We start from the raw sequence: 21,305 nt of genomic DNA on the forward strand, positions 1-21,305 counted from the left end.
CTTAAATATGCCTTCAATTAATGTTTTCCCAACTTCACTAATAACTACTCACTATTCACTTTTTCATCCCTCATCCCTCATCCTTCCTTCATAATTCGATATTATCCACGAAGAAAAGTAACAACCATCTTTAGGCAATGACACCCTTTAACCTTTAACATTTAACCCATAACTTTTAACTCTTCACTATTCACTACCAACTCACCTTATTTATCCAACAGCTTTTTTAAAAGTTCCACCTTCTCCTTCTCGGACTCCAACAAGCGCTCGTACAACTTTTTGTTTTCTTCGAACACTTCAATCAACTTATCTAATGGATTAAAATTAGGCTGATAGTTTACTGAGCTAGCTATTAATGTGGATTGGTCATTACTTTCATTATTATAAGTATTTGAAATAATATTGAAAGCAGCTTCCTCAGTAAAACTCTTGATAGCCTCAGCAGGAACTTTGAGCACTTCTGCTACTTGGCGGAGTAATTCCTCCTCGATCTGTTCTTTTTGCTCCAGAAGACTGACCTTTTTTTGAGTCCAGTCCTCTCCCAGTTCAATGGCCAGTACCTCTTGCTTGATACCCATCATTTCTCTAAAACGCTTGATATTTCTTCCGTGATGAATGCTTTCTTTCATGGTGCTGATTTATGTATGACTAAGTTAGTGATTTCTCTTGGATGTGTCCATCAAAAAAAACCGAATTACTCAGTTAAACAAAGATATTTTATTGCTTTTACCCTAGAAGATCGGAATAAGATATCAATGTCGTTTAGTTTAAGGTAACTTTTCCAAAGTTCGGATTTGTAAACAATGTTTGCTTTTACTTTTAACCCAACTTTGGAAAAGTTCAAAATTCAACTTGTAGTCTTATCTAAACGACATTGAATAATATATTCTCATTTTTAACTACAATATGCTGTTTTAGAATATTTTATCCCCTACTGTTTCCCAAAATTGGGGGTCTGAATAAATGAAAGTAAAATGGATCAACAGCAAATTCAAAATATCGATGAAAAGAGGTTCTTCAGGCTACCATTTGAAAAAAATACTTTTCGACTTTCTTTAAATACATTGAATGCACATTCAAATTTCAGAAAGCCTGCTAACTTCTATCAAATTGAAACAAAAATATTGAGCTTCAAAAATGAATTACTGACGGTTTCAGTGAAGTTGCCGGATGAGCCAAAAAAACTAGTCTATCTAAAAGTTACAAGGGAAGAGCTTCTTGTGAGTTGTAATTTTGATACAGACCAAACCTACTTAAGCAGGTATGCATATTATGCCATATTAGGCAAAATGGTTTATTCTGAGACAGCCAACTTTAAAGAGTACTATTGGCCAGACTTCTTTGATCCCAATACCGGAAGGAGTAAGTTTTTGAAAATTTTCAATGATCGAAGAGGGTTTGACATCAACTTAAAACCTAAATACCCATCATTCTATAAACCAGGAGATACCTTGCTAGAATTACAGCAAGATCAGGAAGTTCCAAAAGCTGGCAAACCTCTCAATAGCTTACCGGAAGAACTGCCAATCTCTGACAAGGTCATGGGATTTGCCCTAGCGGATACAAACCTGAGTTCTATTCATTCCAATCACTATCCATTTTTAGTGCCTTTCCATGGAATTCTTACCAAAGACAGAAAAAAAATCAAGTACTATTCTTCTTTTCATTTGAATGAACATGATAGCAGTGAATTGATATTAAGTGAAAATCAAAAGCAGCTCACAAACATCTGCTTTAAAATGCGGGAATTAGCGCCAGTCAGGAACTTAGGTTGGCAGGATAAATTTGTTCCAAATAAAGAGGAGTTAGAAAACGGAAAAAAACTTTTCCTATTGTGGCACCATGCCTTTGAGCTCATCCAATCTCAAAAGCATTTATACTTTGCCTGTACTATGGGGTTGAAAAATTTAAAGCGGAAACCCAGTAGATCGTGGATGAATCCATGTGAGTTCAAAAAAGAAAGACCTCAGTTGGTTATCAAAAGAATAGACAAAGGAGATTATTTCCAGATAGAGTTGGCCTTTAAGATCAATGGAAAACTAAAAACCCTATATTATCCAGACCTGGCTTTTTTTGTAAGGCCAAAATCAAATTGGCTGCACAAGTACCTCTTAGGCAGTTTCAATGACTACTTATTGACATCCTTCTTTAGAAAAACATGCAACAAATTGGCTGTATTAAAGCCACACTATGCAGGTGACTTCGAGAGTTTTATGAATAAACTGGAAGAAAAATATGAAATTATTGATTTTTGAAACCTTCTCCGATATTGAAAGTGAATTTTAAATAGACCACCAAATGATAATTGGAAAATCAGATTTCATCTTGGACAATCAGACCGTAGGTAGGAACATCTCCCAATTCCGGAACTTAAGGCAGAAAAAAGCCCTTGAAGTAGCCGATCATTTGGGTATCAAAGAAGCTGCTTATACCAAATACGAGCGAGGTGAAACCAAGATCACCATTGATTTTATCCAAAATGTCGCGGAGTTCTTAGAAGTAGATCCGGTTCATATCCTTTTTTCCAACCCCGAAAAGCTTCTGGAGGGCCTGTACCAAAGTTCAACAAGCGTCGATTTAAAGTCAAACCCTGCTCATTCGAATAATTGTAATCAAACTGTGCTTCAACTATTAGAATGCATTTTGAGTTTGAACCAATCCATCAAAGAAATTTTAACGGCTGGCAAATAAATCTCCTTTAATTCCTTTCAAAACCCCAACAGCTCTTTTTCCAACCAGCTCATTCATCTTCCCATTTACCTCCTGCAAAAAAACAATTCCCATAACAATAAAAAGGATTTCTTCTTCCCGAAGCTCGCTGCCAAAGTCCAGTTCCAGCATTCCAATGAGCTCAAGAGAAGCGTCTATGCCAAAAGCCTTCCCTTCATACCTTTTATTTGCGGTTTTTGCGCTGACTTCATTCATCCTGCAGCATACAAAATCCACCCGGTAATGGGTTGCTCCTGCTGGAATGCAATTTTTAACCAAGCTTTTAGTCCCGGTAAAGTCTATTTGAGCAATTTGGCCTTGTTGGCTTAAAGTTGGGAGGCTTATTAACAGCCTCTTCAAAGGCATTGCTTCAAAATCAAAGCCTACCATCAAATCCAAATTACCAAACCGAAGTCTCCTGGATCCATATTCACTAACAGGATCCGTTTGAAGCACTTTCTGCAAACTCGCCGTCATTCTCCCGTGCAGCCCGTCATGCCTACCCGGATTGAGAAGGCCAACACAGGAACGGGAAAGCTTTGCAGCGAATTTTGAAGCATGTCCGAACTCAGAACTTACCCTTCTTGAGTTTTCAAATTCTTTTCCATGTTTTAACTTTTTCCTGCTGGGGCTTCCTTTTGATCTGCTGTAATACTTACCATTTCTCTTGTAGAAGATCACATTTCCTATTGTTCCTTCAAGGTTAAAAGGTCCGGTTTGCTTTGCCATCTTTCTATTTGTTTTATTGACCTTAAAGTAATGATAATCTATGATTTACACAATACAAATCAGTATTAACTCCGTATCATACACGTATCAAGCCAGTATTAAATATGTATCAAAGTTTATGCTTAAACAGTGCTATTGGAGATTTGAGATGTGAGAATCTAAAGACATAAGACGCTAGACATAAGATGAGATCCCTACTTCATTATTCCTGCCCGAAGCAGGCGGGCATTGTTCGATATTCGAAACTCGATATTATCCACAAAGAAAAGTAACAACCATCTTTAGGCAATGACACCCTTTAACCTTTAACAATTAACATCTCCCATTCCTCAGTTAAACAGTTAATCAATTACACAGTTAAACTTTTTCCCGCAGGAGGGATGTGGATTAGTAATCTTAAAAAGGAGACCAATTTTTGCCACGGAGGCACGTAGAAGCACGGAAGGTGTTTGATGAATGTGATCAGTTGATACCTCACCAATTTGTTCATGATGGGAAATTGATTGCTATGTGTTTTTCAATCTAGAATCTTAAATCAACAATCTAAAATCCTCTTGTGCCAGAGGCACAACCCATTGGTAGAAAAAAATAACGGTTGAGGGTCCATTCCGTCCTGTAGGGACGGCCCAGCTTCGCACTTATAAAAAGGATTGAATTGGTCCAATATCCATAAGTATCTATTAGTATCCAATTAAACTATTTCAGGCCTCTTGTTTGGTTTGTGTAATGTTCTGTGAGGACACAGAACATGGCTTTGGCATTTAAACCCCAGATTTCCGTGAACTCCAGTCCGGGCTATCACAGAACAGCCTTTCAGGCTTAAATATGCCTTCAATTAATGTTTTCCCAACTTCACTAATAACTACTCACTATTCACTTTTTCATCCCTCATCCCTCATCCTTCCTTCATAATTCGATATTATCCACGAAGAAAAGTAACAACCACCTTTAGGCATTGACACCCTTTAACATTTAACCCATAACTTCTAACTCTTCACTATTCACTCCACACTCCTCACTCTTCACTTTTTTCTCCCGCAGATATCGCAGATGACGCAGATTTCGACTAAAGTCGAAGGGGACTGATCCCAATGAGCGAGACCGCCGGCTAAAGCACGGCGGAAATTGGTAACCACCATTATCAATTAAAATTAACCGCAGATCCTACAGATCTACACAGATAAAGCTTCGCTTTTGGATGAAAGCAGATGCCTCACTGCGTTCGGCATGACAAGGCAAAGCCTTCTTCTCTTTTGCCCATCAAAAATCATTATACCCAATCCTATACCTTAAAAATCCAATCCTTCAACTTAGTCTAACCCATATTTCAATCTTATCTCCACCATATTTCCACCATATTTCAATTTAATATCACCCCAAATCAGTTAATCAACTCCTCAGTTAAACAGTTAATCAATTCATCAGTTAAACCTTTCATCCAAAAAAAAAAACCGCCTTGCGGCGGTCTCTGTTAATTTTCGTTGATCTTTATTTTCCTCAGCATCTTGGGATGTACCTGAGGCTTTTTCTTTTCTCTTTTTACCAATACAGGAGGACTTTCTGCATTGATCTTTTTCACCCTTCTGAGGGTAACAGTATCCAGCCTCAACCCTATCAATACCGCCATGATCAAAACAGCAGGTAATAAAATATTATCCCCCCAGCCTTGGGCAAGGAAAATAATCCCAATAAAGAAAAGCTTCACTCCTACCAATAACAAGGTGACCTGATCGTGCCTTAAGCCCATGCGCAACAGAAAATGATGTACGTGACTTTTATCAGGGGACATAGGGGATTTTCCTTTGGCCGCTCTTTTCAAAAACACCCTAAGGGTATCATAAATCGGAACAATCAAAAGTGCAACACCCGTAGCTATTGGCGCGGCAAACTTCATTCCTTTGGCACCAATCATGGTTCCATCAAGATCAATAAACAAAACGGTTAAAATTGACAGGGCAAACCCCAAACTCAATGAGCCTGTATCTCCCATAAATATCTTGGCAGGATGCCAGTTGAATATCAAAAAGGACAATACCCCTCCTACCAGGGCAAAAGAGAAATAAGCATAGGCATCATAACCTGAATACATAAACCACCAGCCTAAAAACACGAAGGAAACCAGACTGATTGATCCGGCCAAACCGTCCAGTCCATCAATCAGGTTGAAAGCATTGGTAAGTCCTATGATGGTAATCAAAGTCAGTCCATAGGAGGTGTAAAGCGGTAATTCGTGAACGCCCATAAAACCGTACAGTCCGGTAATCCTGATATCTGACATGATGATCACCATCAATGCTGCAACCACCTGGGCTCCCATTTTCTGTAAAGCCGAGAGATTGACCATGTCATCCCTTAAGCCCACAAAAAACATCAAACCAAAGGCAGCCAAAAGATACCTGACTTCGATGAGGTTTTCGTAGGAAAACCAGATCAGAATAGATATAAAAGCTGCTGCTACAAAACCTATCCCTCCCATGGATGGAATGTAACCTGTATGGATTTTTCTTCCTCCAGGTGTGTCCATCAATTTCATTCTAACCAATAATTTGATCAAAACCGGATAAATCAAGAACCCAATCAGGAAGGATGTTAGTATTATTTGAAAAACAAGCATAAAAATTTAATTATTCGTCAAAGTTAAAGGTTAACGTTTTGAAAAACCAATTTTCGAAGTGAAATTTATTACAATAATATTATATATTTTTTTAATTGCACTTTAACAGGAAGCAAGCGATTCTATTTTATTCAAAACAAATTTCTGTTTCCCGACAGTTATTTGCATTTGTTAACAAATGTTAACACAAAATCAGTGCCTTGATGGTTTTGGGTTACTAAAAATGTTTATATTTTCTTAATTGCTGTTTAACTGAGGAATTGTTTAAAGATTAACTGAAATCCAAACCCTAATCTGAAATCTTAAATCTACAATCTTAAATCCACAATTGTGTAACTGTGTAATTGTTTAACTGATTAACTGGAAATCAAACTTTAAACTCTAAATAACCTATAATCTGAAATCTTCAATCTGCAATTGTTAAAGGTTAACATCCAACCCTTAACGTTTAACCCTTAACCCTTAACCTTTCCCTTAACGCACTCCTCACCCTTCCTCCTTTCTTTCAGTTCCACAAATACACCAAACTCACCTGTCCGTGCAGGGAGTTAAGGTTTTGGCCACGGGGAAACTCAGGGGTGGAGCTAGGGTCTAGCTGCCACTGATAATTGCGGCCATGGATAAACTGCAGCTTGGAACTGAACAAGAGCCTCTCCCACTGATGGTCAAAAAGCAGGCCTAGGGATAAGTCCACCCAGGGGCGGTGTTCCGGATCGTCTAAAAATGCACGATAAAAGAAATCCTGCTGGTTTTCAAGCCGCTCGAAAATCAGGCCTATTTTGTTGTAGTTTTCCACCATAGCCAGTTCCAGGGTCTGTACATTGGAACTTAAGCCTAAGCCTACTCCCATGGGCATACCATAGTTACCAAAACCCCTGGCACGGGTATGGGTATGCCAAGTCAATCCTCTATTGCCCCTATTTCTGACATAAGTATTCACAGATTCGGTCTGCTGCACCATTTCACCTCTCACCTGAACAAATTTCCCAGTTTGATCCAGTGGAAACAATTTCTTGAAACCCATTAAATAGGCTCTGGCATGTTCGGGACTGATGGTCAGGTCCCTCCAATTGAATGGATGGTCTCTTCTTCCATATTCGGTGTACAATTCAAAATTGGCTTTAGGGAAAACCAACCTCACATAAGCAGTAGCTTGTTGATCAACACCTTCCTGATCAAATTCAACGGTAGATCCTGTTTCATCAAAAAACTGTTCCTTTTGGAGTCCTTCAAATACCCGAAAATAATCTATAAACTCGTTCCCCATATTTTCTCTGTAAACCTGAGCTGTGCGGGTAACACCTATCGTCAACCCTGGTATCCACTTGGGAGAATAGATCAGATTGATCGCGTTTAAATATCGCCAGTCCCCTGAAAATGGTCTGGCAAAACGATCATTCAGTTCACCCTTCATCGAAGGTAAAATTCCTGAGTCTTCTACCCTTCCCATGATCAATTGGCCCTCAAAACTTCCCAGAAAAGTCTTTGCAGGTTTATGGGTATTCAGTGTAAGGTGTGGGAAACCCTGTGCATTGTTAGTAAAAATGAGGGCATTCCATTGGCCTGGCCCCCACCAAAGATTCCTGCTGGAAACCCCAATTTCAAAAGCACCCAAGGCTGCTGTCAGGCTGCTTTGTCCCCATGAGAGTCCAGCCCTTCCCAAGGCAGATAAGTCTTCGGGATAGTCCCCATTGTTCCAGAAAAAGAACTTTGCCCTGTTTACAGGATCAGGGAAATCCGAAGGAAATCCTGAATATGGCCTAAATTGACTGGCCCGGAACTCCGGCTGGAATTGAAATCTCAAAAATCCCAATTTGACAAATACCCCCGCAGAAGCATATTGCTGAAAGCCCCTATTGGTCGGCAGGCCATAAGCCCCCCATCCATAAGGTCTGCCTCCATTAAATCTGGTCATGGCCAGAACCGGTAGTGCTGCAAACTCAAACCCCAGTTTGTTTAAGAAAGAATCACCAACATCTGATTTCCATAAAAGGTCATCCCCAAAAGTAAGCGTCCGGTTCGCAAAAGATTGAGGGACTGAGTCCAATCCAAAAAGCAACTGGGATCTTCTTGCGTTTTCCTCAAGGATTGGATAACCTACAGGTAAGAATTGTGCCTGTGCCTGTAAAGCAAAAAAGATAAGCACCAGGCTTATCCATTTACAATTCAATAATTTGCACCATTCAACCATCTCAATTATACTAATTTTAATTCATCCAAGAGGCTTGCTGCTATTTTTTTCCGCTGAAAATCCCAGGCCAACTTCCGGCATCCTTCGATATAAGGTTCTAAATCACAAGTCACCCCACATAGCCTTTCCAAAGCTTCCATAAAGGAATCCTGATTTTCCGGTTCAAAGACCTCTCCCGCATGATATGCTTCTATCATTCCTTTTGTCTCTCCCTCCAAACCAAGTAGAATGGGCTTTTCAACAGCTGCTGCTTCAAATATCTTGGAAGGAATTACCGTCTTGAAGGTATCGGATTTTTTCAGGTTTACCAAGGCTATATCCATCAAATTTAAGTAATCCAATACTTCCTCTTTGGGCACTGAATCTACGAAGATTACATTGGTAATAGATTCCTTTCCGGCCTTTTCCATCAACTCATTTTTCTGAGCGCCATCACCCACAAACATGAAAACCAGGTCGGGACGTTTGAGTTGAAGCGTGTTGGCACAGTCCAAAATAAAAGAAAGACCATGAGCCATGCCATGCGTACCGATGTAGGATATCACCCTTTTCCCTTCCAAATTGTATTGCTTTACCAGATCGGGATTTTTTGCGGCGGGCCTGTATTTATCCAATATCACTCCGTTTTTGTAAACCTTGATCTTTTTTGCAGGTATGCCTTTTGCTTTGATTTTTTCTTTAAAAGTGTCCGTGACCACCACTAATTTATCAGCGGACCGGTACATGCGGAGCTCCATCCATTCCAAAACAGCAATCACCGCCCTATTGCTCATTGCCCCTACTGCAATGATTGACTCCGGCCAAAGATCCCTTACTTCCATTACCCATTTTTTCCCTTTGAAAAAGGATAACTGCCAAGCTGCCACAGCAGTAAAAAACTGCGGGGAGGTACCTATAATCAAATCAGTTTTCTGAAATAAACCTGCCCAAAAAGCCGAAAAACCAAAACTGAGGTAATCCAGTATCCTTCTAATAGTGCCTGAATTTGCAGAAATATAGGACCAAACCCGGATCACCTGAATCCCATCTATCTCCTCTTTTTGGTAAAGTCTGTTTTTGTATCCTTCAAATACAGCTCCTTTAGGAAAATTTGGCGCACAGGTAATGATGGTGACTTCTGCCCCTTTTTTCACCCATTCCCTACAATGCTCATAAGTCCTGTTGGCAGGTGCATTGATTTCCGGTGGAAAATTGTCTGTTAAAAATAAAATCTTCATGGATTTTTATATATCCTCGTTTCTAAAACATTACTCTCTAATCTGATCACAAGCTTTTGGGCTTTTTTCAATAAATTATACCCCAAGGCTTGTTCGTAATTGTCCAGGGTAATACTGGATGCTCCTTGTACCTCAAGCAATACACTTTTATTTAATAAAAATCTATGCTCATCCACAGGTTCCAAATCCACTTCAAAGTGAAAATGTAAATGTGCCTCCGCTTTTTGAAAAGATCCCTGAAGCTCATCCCGAACAACAAAAACCAACTCATTACATTGAAAACCCCTCTGATGAAGGCATTTGCCATAGCCGTCATGAATGCCAATAACTTCATCGGGACTGTCTTTTACAAAAGTCACTTTAGCCCGCTTGCCTACCCTAAATCCTGCCCAAACCTCAGAGGAGTTTTGGTCATCTATACAAACCGTATTATGGGCTGCTGTAGATCGCTCCCAATCTCTTCTTGGAGAAATATTGTATGTTGAAATGCCGGGATCCACTATCAGCGGATTTTCCCCGTCCTGCAATACAAATGAAAAGGTATCCGCATGAGCATGACCGGGTTGATAGCTGGGTTGAATGCCTTCCACATCTGCAATCAATACCATATTTTCTACCTCCATTCTTCTATATCCTGAAGCTCCAAGCAATAGTCTTTCGGTTGCTTCTATTCCAAGTACATCCGCTTTCCTCTTCAAGTGCTGTGGTGGGAGAGCAATCTTTTCCGTGCTGTCATTGAAATAAGGAAAACTCCCATCCTCAAAAGTCATCTGCTGCATCCAGGCCAACATATTTCCGGCACAGGTTTTCAAAGTCTGATTCAACACAAAACTTACCGGAGTGTAGTGATAGGCTTCCAGCACCCTAAAAAGAATGATCTGATGATACATGGGGGCCAATTCGTAATGGGCTCCGTCCGGTAGGATCTGCTCCTCCAACTCCTGGGACAAAAGCTTTTGGGCTTTGGCAATCCAGTTTTTGTTGTCAAAATAATGGGCTGCCATCCAAAGGGCAAAGGCATTTTCCAGAAGGTGATTGGCCAAGAGGTGGTATTCCAGGTTCTGGGAGAGGTAGTTGGCTTCTGCCTGCAAGTACCGCTTAATCGCAGCTGCATCTTCATTTTGAAGTTCATGGCTTTCCAAAAAGCGGATGATATTCATGATCCTCAAAGAAGCCGGATAAGGTTCCAAAGGAAGCCTCCCATCCCAAAGCCAGGAATACAAGTCCAAAATCACCTTGACTTTTATGGAAGTATCCAGGGATTCCAACTTCAAGTAATCCAGGTACTGAAGATTATAATTCCAGAGTTTGCCATGGCTTTGGTCGTTCCAATCTACCTGAAGTCCGTATTTCTTTCTCAGGTTCAGAAAGTGAAACAAGTAACCATCAGGCTCCACATTCAGCTGCTCCTCATGGGGCATTACTTTGAAAAAAGGCAGTGCATTTGTCTGCTTTTCTTCCATCGAAAAAGCCTTCAAAGGTTTCTTGGGAAGTAACCTGTTCTTTACCTGGTAAACCGCCTGAATGGGTTTGAGGTAAGAAAGGGTATGGAGTAAGGTTTTAATTTTCGGCAATTTGAATCTGTATAAAAAAGTGCTATTCTTGGACTTAGAGTTTTTTTTCTAGATACGGTTCTTTATTTCTCGCGGCGATCGCAACGTTTTTACGCAACGAGCGCAAAGAATTTTCTATTTCACGCAGCGGGCGCAGCGATTATTCGCAAAGAGCGCAGCGTGAATTATTTTTTTATTTCTCGGGGCGTGGGATATTTTTATTTTCCGTAGCGTTCGCTGCGTGTTATTCTCTGCGTTCGCCGCGAGAAATTACGTTGCGTGCGCTGGGTGAAACCCACTAAAGCCCATTTGCCAGACGATGTATCCCGTCTTTGAGCATCTTAGTATTGAAGTTTAGAAGGAGTCCAAGTTTGTGTCCTGAGAGCTTAAGGTAGGTAAGTGTCTGGGCAAAGTGAACAGGAGCAAGTGTTTCTACGGCTTTGACTTCGACGATGACCTTGTTTTCGACTAATAGATCAAGCCTAAACCCTGCTTCGAATTTGATTTCTTTGTAAACCAGGGGCACTGGCAACTGCGCATCCACTATCAAACCGGCCTGAAGTAATTCGTATTCTAATGCACGCTCATACACTGATTCCAAAAGTCCAGGACCGAGGTTTCTATGAATCTCAAATGACTTATCTAAAATGATGGTTGCGATCTCATTTTCAGTCATAAACTCATCAGTTTTTTAAATTTCTCGCGGTGAGCGCAAAGATTTTTTTACACGCGGCAGGCGCAGTATTGATTGTTTTTTTTTCTCGCAGCGGTCGCAGCGATTATCGCCGCGCTCACTGCGTGAATTATTTTTTTATTTCTCGCGGTGAGCGCAAAAGGCCTCGCGGCGAATGAAATGATTTTTTTCACGCGGCGGGCGCAGCGATTATTCGCAACGAGCGCTGCGTGAGTAATTTCTATTTTCCGTTGCGTTCGCTGCGTATTATTCTCTGCGTTCGCCGCGTGAAATTGCGTTGCGTGCGTTGCGTGAAACAACAAATCAATCAACCGCCACCCAAGCACCCGTCTTCAAGCTCTCAATCGCAGCAAAACTGGCTTTAGTAGTATTCACCAATTCATCCATTGGGATTATGGCTTCCCCTCCCTTTTGAACCGAATTGATCAATAAATCAAACTGATTCTGATGCCCTTTATCCTGTTTGGATGAGGCAGAACTGAAATTCTTGAACCCATAGCCCTTCAGCTTTCTCCAATTGTCCATCACCAAAGTCCTGTCCTGATGGAAAACCTCCACCCTTTCCTTGGAATAAGCTTTGGATCCATTGGCGAAATAGTTGATCACCGCATTGGTTCCGTTTTCATATTTTAAAAGTATGCTGGCATTATCGGTATTTTCCTCCGGATCGGTGCCCATGGCATTCATGCAAACCGCCTTCACCTTGGACCCACAAAGCGAAGTGATCAGATCAATAAAATGACAGGCCTCCCCAATGATCCTTCCCCCTCCTACTTCCATGTCATGCACCCATACATTGGCAGGAATAAAACCCGCATTCATGGTAGCCGTGATGTTCATAGGAGTATTCCCTGAACCCAAGGCCTTTTTCATCTGCAAGGCCAAGGGAGCAAAGCGCCTATTGAATCCCACAGAAACTGTCTTACCCGATTCCACATAGGCCTCCAACACTTTATCCAGTTCATCTTGAGTCAGCGCCAATGGCTTTTCCACAAAAACATGTTTCCCTGCATTCAGCGCTTCCACTACCATGCTTGCATGGGCATTGTGTCTGGTAGTCACCATCACCAAATCTACTTCCGGATCAGAAAAAATCAGTTTGTTATCCGTAGTAGACTGGGCCACATCAAATTTCTTGGCCAAGGTAGTCCCAGAGAGACCTCCTGAGCTTGAGATAAATTTCAGATTAGCGGGTGTCTTTTTCAGACAGGGCAATATCATAGCCGAAGTGAAATTCCCGGCACCGATGATCCCCACTACCCCTTTACTTCCAGCAAAGGAATGGCTAATCAGAGCAACCGAACGCTGAGGGTCTGTATTTTTCTCAGGGTACACCAAGATAGAGGCAATGGACTTGCTGTTCCCCATGTCCCCATATATCTGCTTGTATTCTGACAAAGGTACCCGCTCAGTAATCAATGGGCCCACCTGTATGGACTGAGTGGAAATGGCCTGAAGGATGGCTTCGAAGTTTCTTTTTTCTGTCCATCGTACATAAGGCAAAGGATAATCCTGACCCTTCTGCTCGTAAGACTCATCATAGCGACCTGGGCCATAGGAACAGGAAACCTGGAAAGTGAGCTCCTTTTCAAAAAAGTCTGCACGGGATATATCGAGCCCGATCACTCCCACCAAAACAATCCTTCCCTTCTTTCTGGACATCTTAGCAGACTGGGAAATGATTTCATTGCTTTTATTGGAGGCAGTGATGATCACTGCATCAGCCCCAACACCCTGTGTGGCATTGGTAACATAAGCCACTTGGTCAGTCCCTTCACCTGGATTTACTGCATCTATACCCAAAGACTGGGCAAGGGCCACCTTGGAGGGGTCAAAATCAAAGCCTATTACCTGACATCCATTGGCTTTCAGAAGCTGTGCGGTGATCAAGCCTATCAGGCCTAATCCAACCACGACCACAGATTCCCCAAAAGTAGGATTAGCCAATCGAATGCCTTGCAGCCCAATGGCTCCGATAACGGTAAAGGCCGCTTCTTCATCACTGACATTATCAGGGATTTTGGCCACGAGATTCTTGGGAACAGATACATATTCCGCATGATGCCCATTGGAAGCGACCCGGTCCCCTACCGAAAACTCCGCCACTCCTTTTCCTACGGCGATGACCTTACCTACATTACAGTATCCTAAGGGAAGGGGCTGTCCCAATTTATTAAATACCGCATTGATGGTAGGCTGTAAACCATCCGTCTTGACCTTATTGATAACTTCCTTAACCTTATCCGGCTGCTGTCTGGCCTTTTCCAAAAAGTTAGCCTTTCCAAACTCCACCAACATTCTCTCCGTACCCAAAGACACAAGGCTTCGTGTAGTCTGTATCAGCACCTGCCCTGCCTTTACCAAAGGCGCCGGTACTTCTTCTAAAATGGTATCTCCGTTTTTAAGGTCTTGTATGATTTGTTTCATTTATTTTTTGATTTCCTCCTAGTTCCTTAATAAATTTCAAAGTTTCATCAGCTGTTTTTTTCCACGAAAATCCTTGTGAGTACTCGTAAGATCTTTGAGCTATTTTTTGCCTTTTTTCTGGATCAATTAATAACATTTCTAAATTCATGGTAATACTCTCCACATCAATTGGATCAAAATATATACCTCCATCTTTTAAAACTTCGGGCATTGGACCATAATTAGAACACAATATCGGAAGTCCCGCAGACATCGCCTCTACCAAAATATTTGGCATATTTTCACAAGTAGATGCGAAAATAAAAGCGTCAGCATTTTTATAGGTGGATTCTATTTCTTCATATGGCAACGCCCCTTTGTAATAGATAAATGAATCGGTACCATTTAAAACTTTGGCCATTCTTTTATTTAAACCTTTATAGATTGGTCCAACTAATTCTAAAACAATTGGAAATCCTTTTACACGTAATCGAGTCACTGCTTCAATAACATTCCATTGGTGCTTGTAATAGTTTATTATCGAAACGTATAAAAGTTTAAAGGGCTTTTCTTGAGAATAAAATTCTAATGGTTTTTGCTTTTTTGGTTTTTGTCTAAAATCATTTGAAATACCATGGTAAATCACTTTAGACTTTTTTGACTTCAATTCAGGATACTTTGTTTCTACATATTTTTTAGCATATTCAGAGATATAAATAATGCCTTTTGAATTCAAGTAAGACCTCAATTGAATCCTTTCTAAAAACAGATATCTAAGCCAAGTGAAAGAAAAGGGAAATCTATTTCTTTCTACTTCTTCAAAAACCAACATGTTTCTACACATTGTAATATATGGGGTTTTTTTTGAGTAAAAAGATCCACCTGGTGCAAAAACTATATCAAAATTTGCTAATAATTTAGGTAGTTCGAACCTTTTGAAATACTCTTGTTTAAAAATTGATGAAAATTCTTCTCTAAATACATGTTTATTTTCAGATTGTACCTGCTTTATCCAATCCCCACCGAACAAATGAATCTCAATATCTTTACTATTGTAAATTTCCTTAGAAATTTGTTTTAAATGTGATAAACCACCGCCTGATTTAAGGTTTGTGGCATCTATGGCTATTTTCATTTTATTTTTCCCTTGACAAATACAAAGTCTCTAACATGTGTTTCGAGTCAAAATATTTCCTTATATTTCCTGTGAGTAACTTCCTCGTTCTATAAAAAAATTATATTGATCAATTGTTCCTTAGCTATAATTTTTTTAAAAAAATTGATGCAACTTTCGACCTACTAATATTTTGAAGTAGTTAGGAATTAAAAAACACATGATCGTCTGCTTTCTTACCAATAGAATATACAAACGGTTTAAAGCCAATATCTTTGTATCGGGTTTATAAAAGGCCCTTTTTAAATTGATTAGTGGTCTAATTGCGGATATAGATGAAAAACATTTTTATTTACAGTTTTCCAAAAAAAAATTTAAATATTGATTAGCAATTTTCTCACTATCAAGCCTTTCAATAATTGATTTCGAATTTCTACCCAGAGTAGTTCTTAAATGTTCATTTTCTATTAATTCTTTTAATTTTTCTGTATAACCATTTATATCTTCAACATTTACTAAAAGTCCATTTATTCCATTATCAATTATATCACTTGGTCCCGCATTACAGTCAAAACTAATGCATGGCAATCCAGAAGCCATAGCTTCTACTAAGGAATTAGGGAACCCCTCTGAAACAGATGAAAAAGCAAATATTGAAGCTTTTGAATACCATTCATCAACATTTTTAACTGAACCCTGTAATGAAACTTTGTTATCCAGACCTAAGCATTTAATTTGACCTTCTAAATCCTCCTTAAGTGGTCCTTCGCCCAGAATTACAATTTCCCAACCTCCTTGGTCATTTAATTGCGAAAATGCATCTAATAAAAATTTTTGACCCTTCTCAGGAACTAGTCTACCTACATTTAAAATAATTTTTTCCTTAGTTTTTTTTAAAATATTTTGATCTGATTTTAATGGATTTGGTATAACCTTAATATTTTTATGATTTATTCTACATTCTAGTACTGATTTCGCAAAATGAGTTTGTGCAATTATTCCAGTTGCAAAATTATAGGTTAATTTTTTTAAAATTTCCGTGGATTTTGGGATCTTCTTTAAAGGGTTACTCCTGTCTGAAACAAATACTTTTAAATCAAGAAAAGCAGAGGATAAAATTGTAAAAATATTATACTTATCCATAAAACTTAAAATAATATCTGGCTTATTTGATTTTAATAATTTTCTGAGTTTTACAAAAGTTGTAAATTCTGAGAAAATCTTACCAAACCTTCCATTATTCTGATATCCCAATCTATGAATAGTCACATTATGATTTATAAAATAAAAGTCTTCGGACTTAGCAAGTAAAATAAGATGAACTTCCAAAAATTCTTTCTTTGCAAATTGATTACTCAATTCAGCCATAACTCTTTCAGAGCCTCCTTGTTTTAAGGTAGGTATAATAAGATAGATCTTCATATTTACCTAAAAACAAATTTTTTACTTATTATAAAGTAGATTAGAAAACCCCATAAAATTGGCCGATACATCACAAAAAAACCTGCTCTACTTAAAGTTAAAGTAAAACTTGCGACAAAAACACCTATTAATAACCATTTAAAATTAAGGTTATGAATTAGAGTACTATAAATTTTTTTAAAAAAGCAACCTAATAAAAACATAAAAGAAAAAACGCCTATGGAGCCAAAATTTAAATATATATCAGCAATTAAACTAGTGCCTTCACCTGAGTGTGGATTGTTTCCAAAGGTAAGAAATGTAATGAAATGAGAAGAAGATATATCTGAATTAGTTAATCCTGAGAATTTCAAAAATAAAGATTGCGCAAAAGGAATAGGGCTTAAAAAAGAACTTAACCATAATTGGCCATAAAAAAAATCATAGTTAGACGGAACTTCTGAAACAGATTTAAATAATGTTCTAACACTGTTTGCCAAATTCAAAGTAAAATCATATCCTGAATCCAATTCAAAATTTTCAACCCCTGCACTAAAAATTCCAATACCAGAAGATTGGCTTCTCCCTAGGCCTATTATTGTCAATAATAAAGCTCCAAAAATCAAAATAGAAGTAAATTCAATGAATTTAATTGGGCGTACCAAAATTGAAATTAAAAAACCTAATGAAATTATTAGGGATAAAGGCCCGCCTCTATCACCTATTAAAAAAAATAAAATAATATAGGTTAAAATTAATGAGAGATATAGTTTGTCTAATCCAAGAAACCAAGAAACTATATTTCCATTATATTTTTCCCTCGCATTATAAATTACTATTAGAGAAAGTAAAATTATAGAAATTGAAAAAAGTAACTGAATATATGCTGCTACCCCTTCACCTACAGAACTTCCTCCCGAACCTTTATAGACACCGCCTGATAGAAAATCGGAACCTGCTGTCAAAAGAAATAAAATAAAAAGTAGCCAATTAAAATATGTGAAATTTTTCCATTTAGAAATTACATAAAAATTCGTTGTTTTAAGTTTCTTCCCTTTGAAAAAATGAAAACCAAATAACCAAGAAACTCCTCCAATCACACTTAGCCATAAACTATAATTCACGTAGAATTCATTCACCCAGATTCGATCAAAATTATCTGGAACTAATCCACTTACAGAAAACATTAAAGGCCATTGAAAGTGAACAATAAAAAAACCAATTAAAAATATAATATCAATCCTGAAAAAATTTTTATCAAATTTACTTACATAAAGAACATGAGTTACAATTGAAAATAAAAAAAGAAGTGATAATACTTGTACGAAATATGTATTCAACTCCGAGTGGGTACTTGGTTTCACTGCCATCAATATTAATAGAATAACAAAAAAATATATACTTAATTTTCGGTTCATAGAACTTTTATAAGAATATTAGCTGAAAATTTCTGAATAGACATACATAATCTTCCCTGTTGAGGTTAAGTTAATTTTTTCTACAAACTTAACTTCTATTTGAGTATTAGGTAATTCTTTATTCAATCTAAGAATAATATCATTTAACTCTATTTCGGAAAATTTATTAGATTTTACTATAAAAAGATGGCAGAGAGTTTTCGTTTTTTGAACTAATTGAAAAGAGCGAATGCCTTCTTTACTAAAAAATAAAGTTGTAAAAAATTGACCATCTATTGAAGTCCCATCCTCCTTATAAATAACCCCTAGAGTTCTTCCAACAACTTTTTCTAACCTTAAAGTTCCAAAATCTATATTATCACCTTTAATGGCACGATCCCCTATTTTATATCTTATCAATGGCATATAAAAATTATTCAAAGTTGTAATATAAATTTCTCCTTCTTCACCTTCTTTAACAGGTATAAAATCATTATTTAAGATCTCTACAAATACATTATCGAAAAGAACATACATACCTTTTTTATCTAAAACTTCTGTAGCTATAGCAGATACTTCTCTTGACCCATAGAAACTATAGATATGACAATAATTAAAGGCTTTTTCGATTTCCAATTTCATTTCTGGATATAATGGTCCTGTGGAACAATGTATTATAGGTTTAAAAGAAATACTGACTTTATTTATGTTAATAAACTTAGCAATTTCATAAATTGAATGTACATATGCTTTTATAAAATTTGGTTTAATCCTATTTAAATAAAATATATATTTTTTAATAATTTCATTATTTAAAACAAATGTATTTAATTGAATTTTGTTATGTAACAATTCACGGATATTGAATTTTAATTTACTATTATACATATCCCTTTCTGCACCCCACAAATCAACGGACTTATCTAAAAAATCCACATTATTTAACTTTAACGCATATAAATAATTTGAATGACCTGACAGCTTTTGAAAATCTGTTTGAAAAAACTTTACAGGCTCTCCTGTTGAACCACCAGAAGTATTTGCTTTAACTGAAGCGATATCTTTATAATTTTTGCTGATTAATTCCCTTACCTCATCACGAATATTATCCTTAGTAAGGATAGGAAGTTTTGAGAATTCCTCGTAGGAAAATTTTTTTAAGCTGATTTTACAGTTACTGTAGTAAGGTACATTTTTAATAGCAGAAAAGACTAATTTTTGAAGCTTCCACTGTTGATAAGCATGGTTAACTTCAAAATTAAGAATTTCAAATTTTGACAAGTCTTTATAATAATTCAATATTTTCTTTGAAAATAAATTATAATATATAGTTGATAAAATTTTAAAATTCATATTTTTAATAATGTTTAGAACAAAATTCTATAATTATATTTATAAATTATTTTAACTATTGAGATAAAATCAAAAGACTTTGCACAACTCAATACTTTCATTTTTAAAAGTTTCCTTTTATATTTTTTTTCAGAGTTGGTACAATTTTGAAATCTTAAAGAAAGAATCACGGAGTTCTCAATTTTGAGATTCTTTTTCGTCAGCTTATTTTCAGAACTTTGATTGTAAATTGCTGTTATGTCATATGACCTGATAATTTCAAATTTCTTCCCAATTCTTATCCATAAATCTAAATCTTCCCCACGAACTAAATTGGGATCGAAATTACCTGTAAGCTGAAAAACGCTTTTATTAAGACAAACCACTCCCGTCCAAAAAAAATGATAATTAATAGCTTCAACAAAATAATCTTTTATGATTTTTACACCTTTTAAGGAGTTATTTAAATCAAATTTTCTATTCGAACGCACATACGAGGTACAAAAAGCTTGATACTCTGGGTATCTTAAAATCATCGCATTCAAGGAAACCAAATGCCTCTCCATCCATAAATCATCTGCATCCAAAAAGGTAATCCATTCATTCTTAGCTTCTACAATTCCTTTATTTCGAGCTGCTGAAACCCCTGCATTTTCTTGGTGTATCAAACGGATTCTTGGATCTTTAAAGGCTTCAACTTTTTCTACGCTTTTGTCCGTAGAGCCGTCGTTGACAATTACTACTTCAAAATCTTTGAATGTTTGGTTTAAAACCGATCGTAGCGTATTGGTAATGCTTAATTCTTTGTTATATAGGGGTATGACTATGGAAAACATTATAGATCTACTGTACTAAAGTTTAGTAATGCTTTGTTTTTCATTTCTTCTATGAATAACGGTGCATCATAACAATCAAAATTATTCATTATTGTCAAAATTCGATTTGATGTTTTTTCAATATCTGTTTCCATATCAAAAACTCTTAGGTTTTCATTATATCCTACATCTTCAAGAAAATCGCTGCATTTTTTATGATATTCGACCAACATAAATGGGGTTTGTGCAAAACACGCAAAAATAGCACCATGTAACCTTGTAGAAAGCATAAAGTCACAACTTGCAATGCTTTGCCACATTACCTTAGTTTCACTATTATATTCAACAACTTCAAAAGTATTTTTAAAATTTGCTTCTTTAATTGTTTTTAAAGTCAACTCACGATCACCATTTCTTTGATTCCCATTAATGACTATAAATTTAAAATGAAGATTATCATTTTTATCTAGTTGTTGAATTAATTCAGAAAGTCTTTTAATTCTCTTTATTTCATTTTGGATGTTTCCTTTTGTAAACCTTTCTGAATAGCAAAGACTAATGCCTATTGTTTTTTTATAATTTTTGTATTTCTCAATTACATATATACTAGGAAGCAACGCTGCCATATCAAAAGATTCAACTGGTTTACAACTCAAATCTAGAGATTTAACATATTCATAAGAACTTTTATCTCTAACCGTTAAAAAGTCTAATTTTTTCAAGTATTCAGTTATACTTTTTTCTGCAACTTTTGATTTAAAAGGTCCAATAGATACACCAATTGCCCCAATTTTAAAATTATTATCTTTCAACTTTTTTTGCAAAGCATAATATTTTGGATTAGTTACTTGTAACTCACTGTGAAATACCGAGCCTCCAGCAGAAATAAATGCTTTAGTTTGATTAATTAATATTGTTTGTTGGAAACTATATGATTTTGGAAATGAAAAAGGATATCCTCTAATTTTATATGTAGTCTGTGGAAGATTCTTCTTTATTGCAAGGTATTTTATATTTTTCTTCCGCCAAATCGTGTTTGCAGCCCAAGATGTTACTTCCACAAAAGCATCGTCTCCTGTATTTTTTTGACCATAATAACCGTTAAAAAGTATATCTGAATTTAGCATAGAATT

16 protein-coding genes are annotated in these 21,305 nt (G+C 37.0%); 2 read left to right on the top strand and 14 right to left on the bottom strand.

Annotated features, from left to right (window positions below):
- Nucleotides 1-206 precede the first annotated feature (206 nt).
- Nucleotides 207-629 (bottom strand): helix-turn-helix domain-containing protein, encoded by a 423-nt coding sequence (locus A33Q_RS15690; RefSeq protein WP_009035862.1) that lies wholly within the window; start codon nucleotides 627-629, stop codon nucleotides 207-209.
- Nucleotides 630-974: 345 nt separating this feature from the next.
- On the opposite strand from A33Q_RS15690, the gene A33Q_RS15695 reads away from it, so the two are divergent.
- Complete coding sequence (locus A33Q_RS15695) at nucleotides 975-2,255, top strand: hypothetical protein (RefSeq protein WP_009035863.1); 1,281 nt, start codon at nucleotides 975-977, stop codon at nucleotides 2,253-2,255.
- 43 nt (nucleotides 2,256-2,298) lie between these two features.
- Entirely contained in the window at nucleotides 2,299-2,691 is a 393-nt protein-coding gene (locus A33Q_RS15700; protein WP_009035864.1) for a helix-turn-helix domain-containing protein, read from the top strand.
- Here A33Q_RS15700 and A33Q_RS15705 read toward each other — a convergent pair.
- The 13 genes from A33Q_RS15705 to A33Q_RS15770 form a co-directional block, all read right to left on the bottom strand.
- Nucleotides 2,674-3,438, bottom strand: a complete 765-nt coding sequence (locus A33Q_RS15705; protein WP_009035865.1) for a hypothetical protein — start codon at nucleotides 3,436-3,438, stop codon at nucleotides 2,674-2,676. The genes A33Q_RS15700 and A33Q_RS15705 overlap by 18 nt on opposite strands.
- A gap of 1,471 nt (nucleotides 3,439-4,909) precedes the next feature.
- Nucleotides 4,910-5,971, bottom strand: a complete 1,062-nt coding sequence (locus A33Q_RS15710) for an MraY family glycosyltransferase (protein ID WP_016255396.1) — start codon at nucleotides 5,969-5,971, stop codon at nucleotides 4,910-4,912.
- A gap of 586 nt (nucleotides 5,972-6,557) precedes the next feature.
- A complete protein-coding gene (locus tag A33Q_RS15715; protein ID WP_235062811.1) occupies nucleotides 6,558-8,198 on the bottom strand; it encodes a capsule assembly Wzi family protein in 1,641 nt (546 codons plus the stop codon).
- Nucleotides 8,199-8,248: 50 nt separating this feature from the next.
- Complete coding sequence (locus tag A33Q_RS15720) at nucleotides 8,249-9,460, bottom strand: glycosyltransferase family 4 protein (RefSeq protein WP_009035868.1); 1,212 nt, start codon at nucleotides 9,458-9,460, stop codon at nucleotides 8,249-8,251.
- Complete coding sequence (locus tag A33Q_RS15725) at nucleotides 9,457-11,034, bottom strand: heparinase II/III domain-containing protein (protein WP_009035869.1); 1,578 nt, start codon at nucleotides 11,032-11,034, stop codon at nucleotides 9,457-9,459. The genes A33Q_RS15720 and A33Q_RS15725 overlap by 4 nt, the downstream gene beginning before the upstream one ends.
- Before the next feature lie 277 nt (nucleotides 11,035-11,311).
- Entirely contained in the window at nucleotides 11,312-11,689 is a 378-nt protein-coding gene (locus A33Q_RS15730; protein ID WP_009035870.1) for a GxxExxY protein, read from the bottom strand.
- A 321-nt stretch (nucleotides 11,690-12,010) separates the two neighbouring features.
- On the bottom strand, nucleotides 12,011-14,134 hold the full coding sequence (locus tag A33Q_RS15740; RefSeq protein ID WP_009035872.1) for a bi-domain-containing oxidoreductase: 2,124 nt from the start codon (nucleotides 14,132-14,134) through the stop codon (nucleotides 12,011-12,013).
- Entirely contained in the window at nucleotides 14,109-15,248 is a 1,140-nt protein-coding gene (locus A33Q_RS15745) for a glycosyltransferase family 4 protein (RefSeq protein WP_009035873.1), read from the bottom strand. The genes A33Q_RS15740 and A33Q_RS15745 overlap by 26 nt, the downstream gene beginning before the upstream one ends.
- 327 nt (nucleotides 15,249-15,575) lie before the next feature.
- Nucleotides 15,576-16,649: a glycosyltransferase family 4 protein gene (locus A33Q_RS15750; protein WP_040490568.1), complete on the bottom strand. Its 1,074-nt coding sequence runs from the start codon at nucleotides 16,647-16,649 to the stop codon at nucleotides 15,576-15,578.
- A 2-nt stretch (nucleotides 16,650-16,651) separates the two neighbouring features.
- Nucleotides 16,652-18,046, bottom strand: a complete 1,395-nt coding sequence (locus A33Q_RS15755) for an O-antigen polymerase (RefSeq protein ID WP_009035875.1) — start codon at nucleotides 18,044-18,046, stop codon at nucleotides 16,652-16,654.
- Between the two features lie 18 nt (nucleotides 18,047-18,064).
- On the bottom strand, nucleotides 18,065-19,378 hold the full coding sequence (locus tag A33Q_RS15760) for a phenylacetate--CoA ligase family protein (RefSeq protein WP_009035876.1): 1,314 nt from the start codon (nucleotides 19,376-19,378) through the stop codon (nucleotides 18,065-18,067).
- A gap of 14 nt (nucleotides 19,379-19,392) precedes the next feature.
- Nucleotides 19,393-20,193, bottom strand: coding sequence for a glycosyltransferase family 2 protein (locus A33Q_RS15765; protein WP_009035877.1), 801 nt, complete (start codon nucleotides 20,191-20,193; stop codon nucleotides 19,393-19,395).
- Nucleotides 20,193-21,299 (bottom strand): polysaccharide pyruvyl transferase family protein, encoded by a 1,107-nt coding sequence (locus A33Q_RS15770; RefSeq protein ID WP_009035878.1) that lies wholly within the window; start codon nucleotides 21,297-21,299, stop codon nucleotides 20,193-20,195. Before A33Q_RS15770 ends, A33Q_RS15765 begins: the two co-directional genes overlap by 1 nt.
- Between the last annotated feature and the right edge of the window lie 6 nt (nucleotides 21,300-21,305).

The organism is Indibacter alkaliphilus LW1, assembly GCF_000295935.2.
In the GTDB taxonomy this organism is placed as follows: domain Bacteria; phylum Bacteroidota; class Bacteroidia; order Cytophagales; family Cyclobacteriaceae; genus Indibacter; species Indibacter alkaliphilus.

What these genes read in the sequence shown, in the direction of transcription:
- A33Q_RS15755 (WP_009035875.1), bottom strand. Translation starts at nt 18,046, where the DNA reads ATGAACCGAAAATTAAGTATATATTTTTTTGTTATTCTATTAATATTG.
- A33Q_RS15745 (WP_009035873.1), bottom strand. Translation starts at nt 15,248, where the DNA reads ATGAAAATAGCCATAGATGCCACAAACCTTAAATCAGGCGGTGGTTTA.
- A33Q_RS15720 (WP_009035868.1), bottom strand. Translation starts at nt 9,460, where the DNA reads ATGAAGATTTTATTTTTAACAGACAATTTTCCACCGGAAATCAATGCA.
- A33Q_RS15700 (WP_009035864.1), top strand. Translation starts at nt 2,299, where the DNA reads ATGATAATTGGAAAATCAGATTTCATCTTGGACAATCAGACCGTAGGT.
- A33Q_RS15765 (WP_009035877.1), bottom strand. Translation starts at nt 20,193, where the DNA reads ATGTTTTCCATAGTCATACCCCTATATAACAAAGAATTAAGCATTACC.
- A33Q_RS15705 (WP_009035865.1), bottom strand. Translation starts at nt 3,438, where the DNA reads ATGGCAAAGCAAACCGGACCTTTTAACCTTGAAGGAACAATAGGAAAT.
- A33Q_RS15750 (WP_040490568.1), bottom strand. Translation starts at nt 16,649, where the DNA reads ATGAAGATCTATCTTATTATACCTACCTTAAAACAAGGAGGCTCTGAA.
- A33Q_RS15690 (WP_009035862.1), bottom strand. Translation starts at nt 629, where the DNA reads ATGAAAGAAAGCATTCATCACGGAAGAAATATCAAGCGTTTTAGAGAA.
- A33Q_RS15710 (WP_016255396.1), bottom strand. Translation starts at nt 5,971, where the DNA reads ATGAAATTGATGGACACACCTGGAGGAAGAAAAATCCATACAGGTTAC.
- A33Q_RS15740 (WP_009035872.1), bottom strand. Translation starts at nt 14,134, where the DNA reads ATGAAACAAATCATACAAGACCTTAAAAACGGAGATACCATTTTAGAA.
- A33Q_RS15695 (WP_009035863.1), top strand. Translation starts at nt 975, where the DNA reads ATGGATCAACAGCAAATTCAAAATATCGATGAAAAGAGGTTCTTCAGG.
- A33Q_RS15730 (WP_009035870.1), bottom strand. Translation starts at nt 11,689, where the DNA reads ATGACTGAAAATGAGATCGCAACCATCATTTTAGATAAGTCATTTGAG.
- A33Q_RS15770 (WP_009035878.1), bottom strand. Translation starts at nt 21,299, where the DNA reads ATGCTAAATTCAGATATACTTTTTAACGGTTATTATGGTCAAAAAAAT.
- A33Q_RS15760 (WP_009035876.1), bottom strand. Translation starts at nt 19,378, where the DNA reads ATGAATTTTAAAATTTTATCAACTATATATTATAATTTATTTTCAAAG.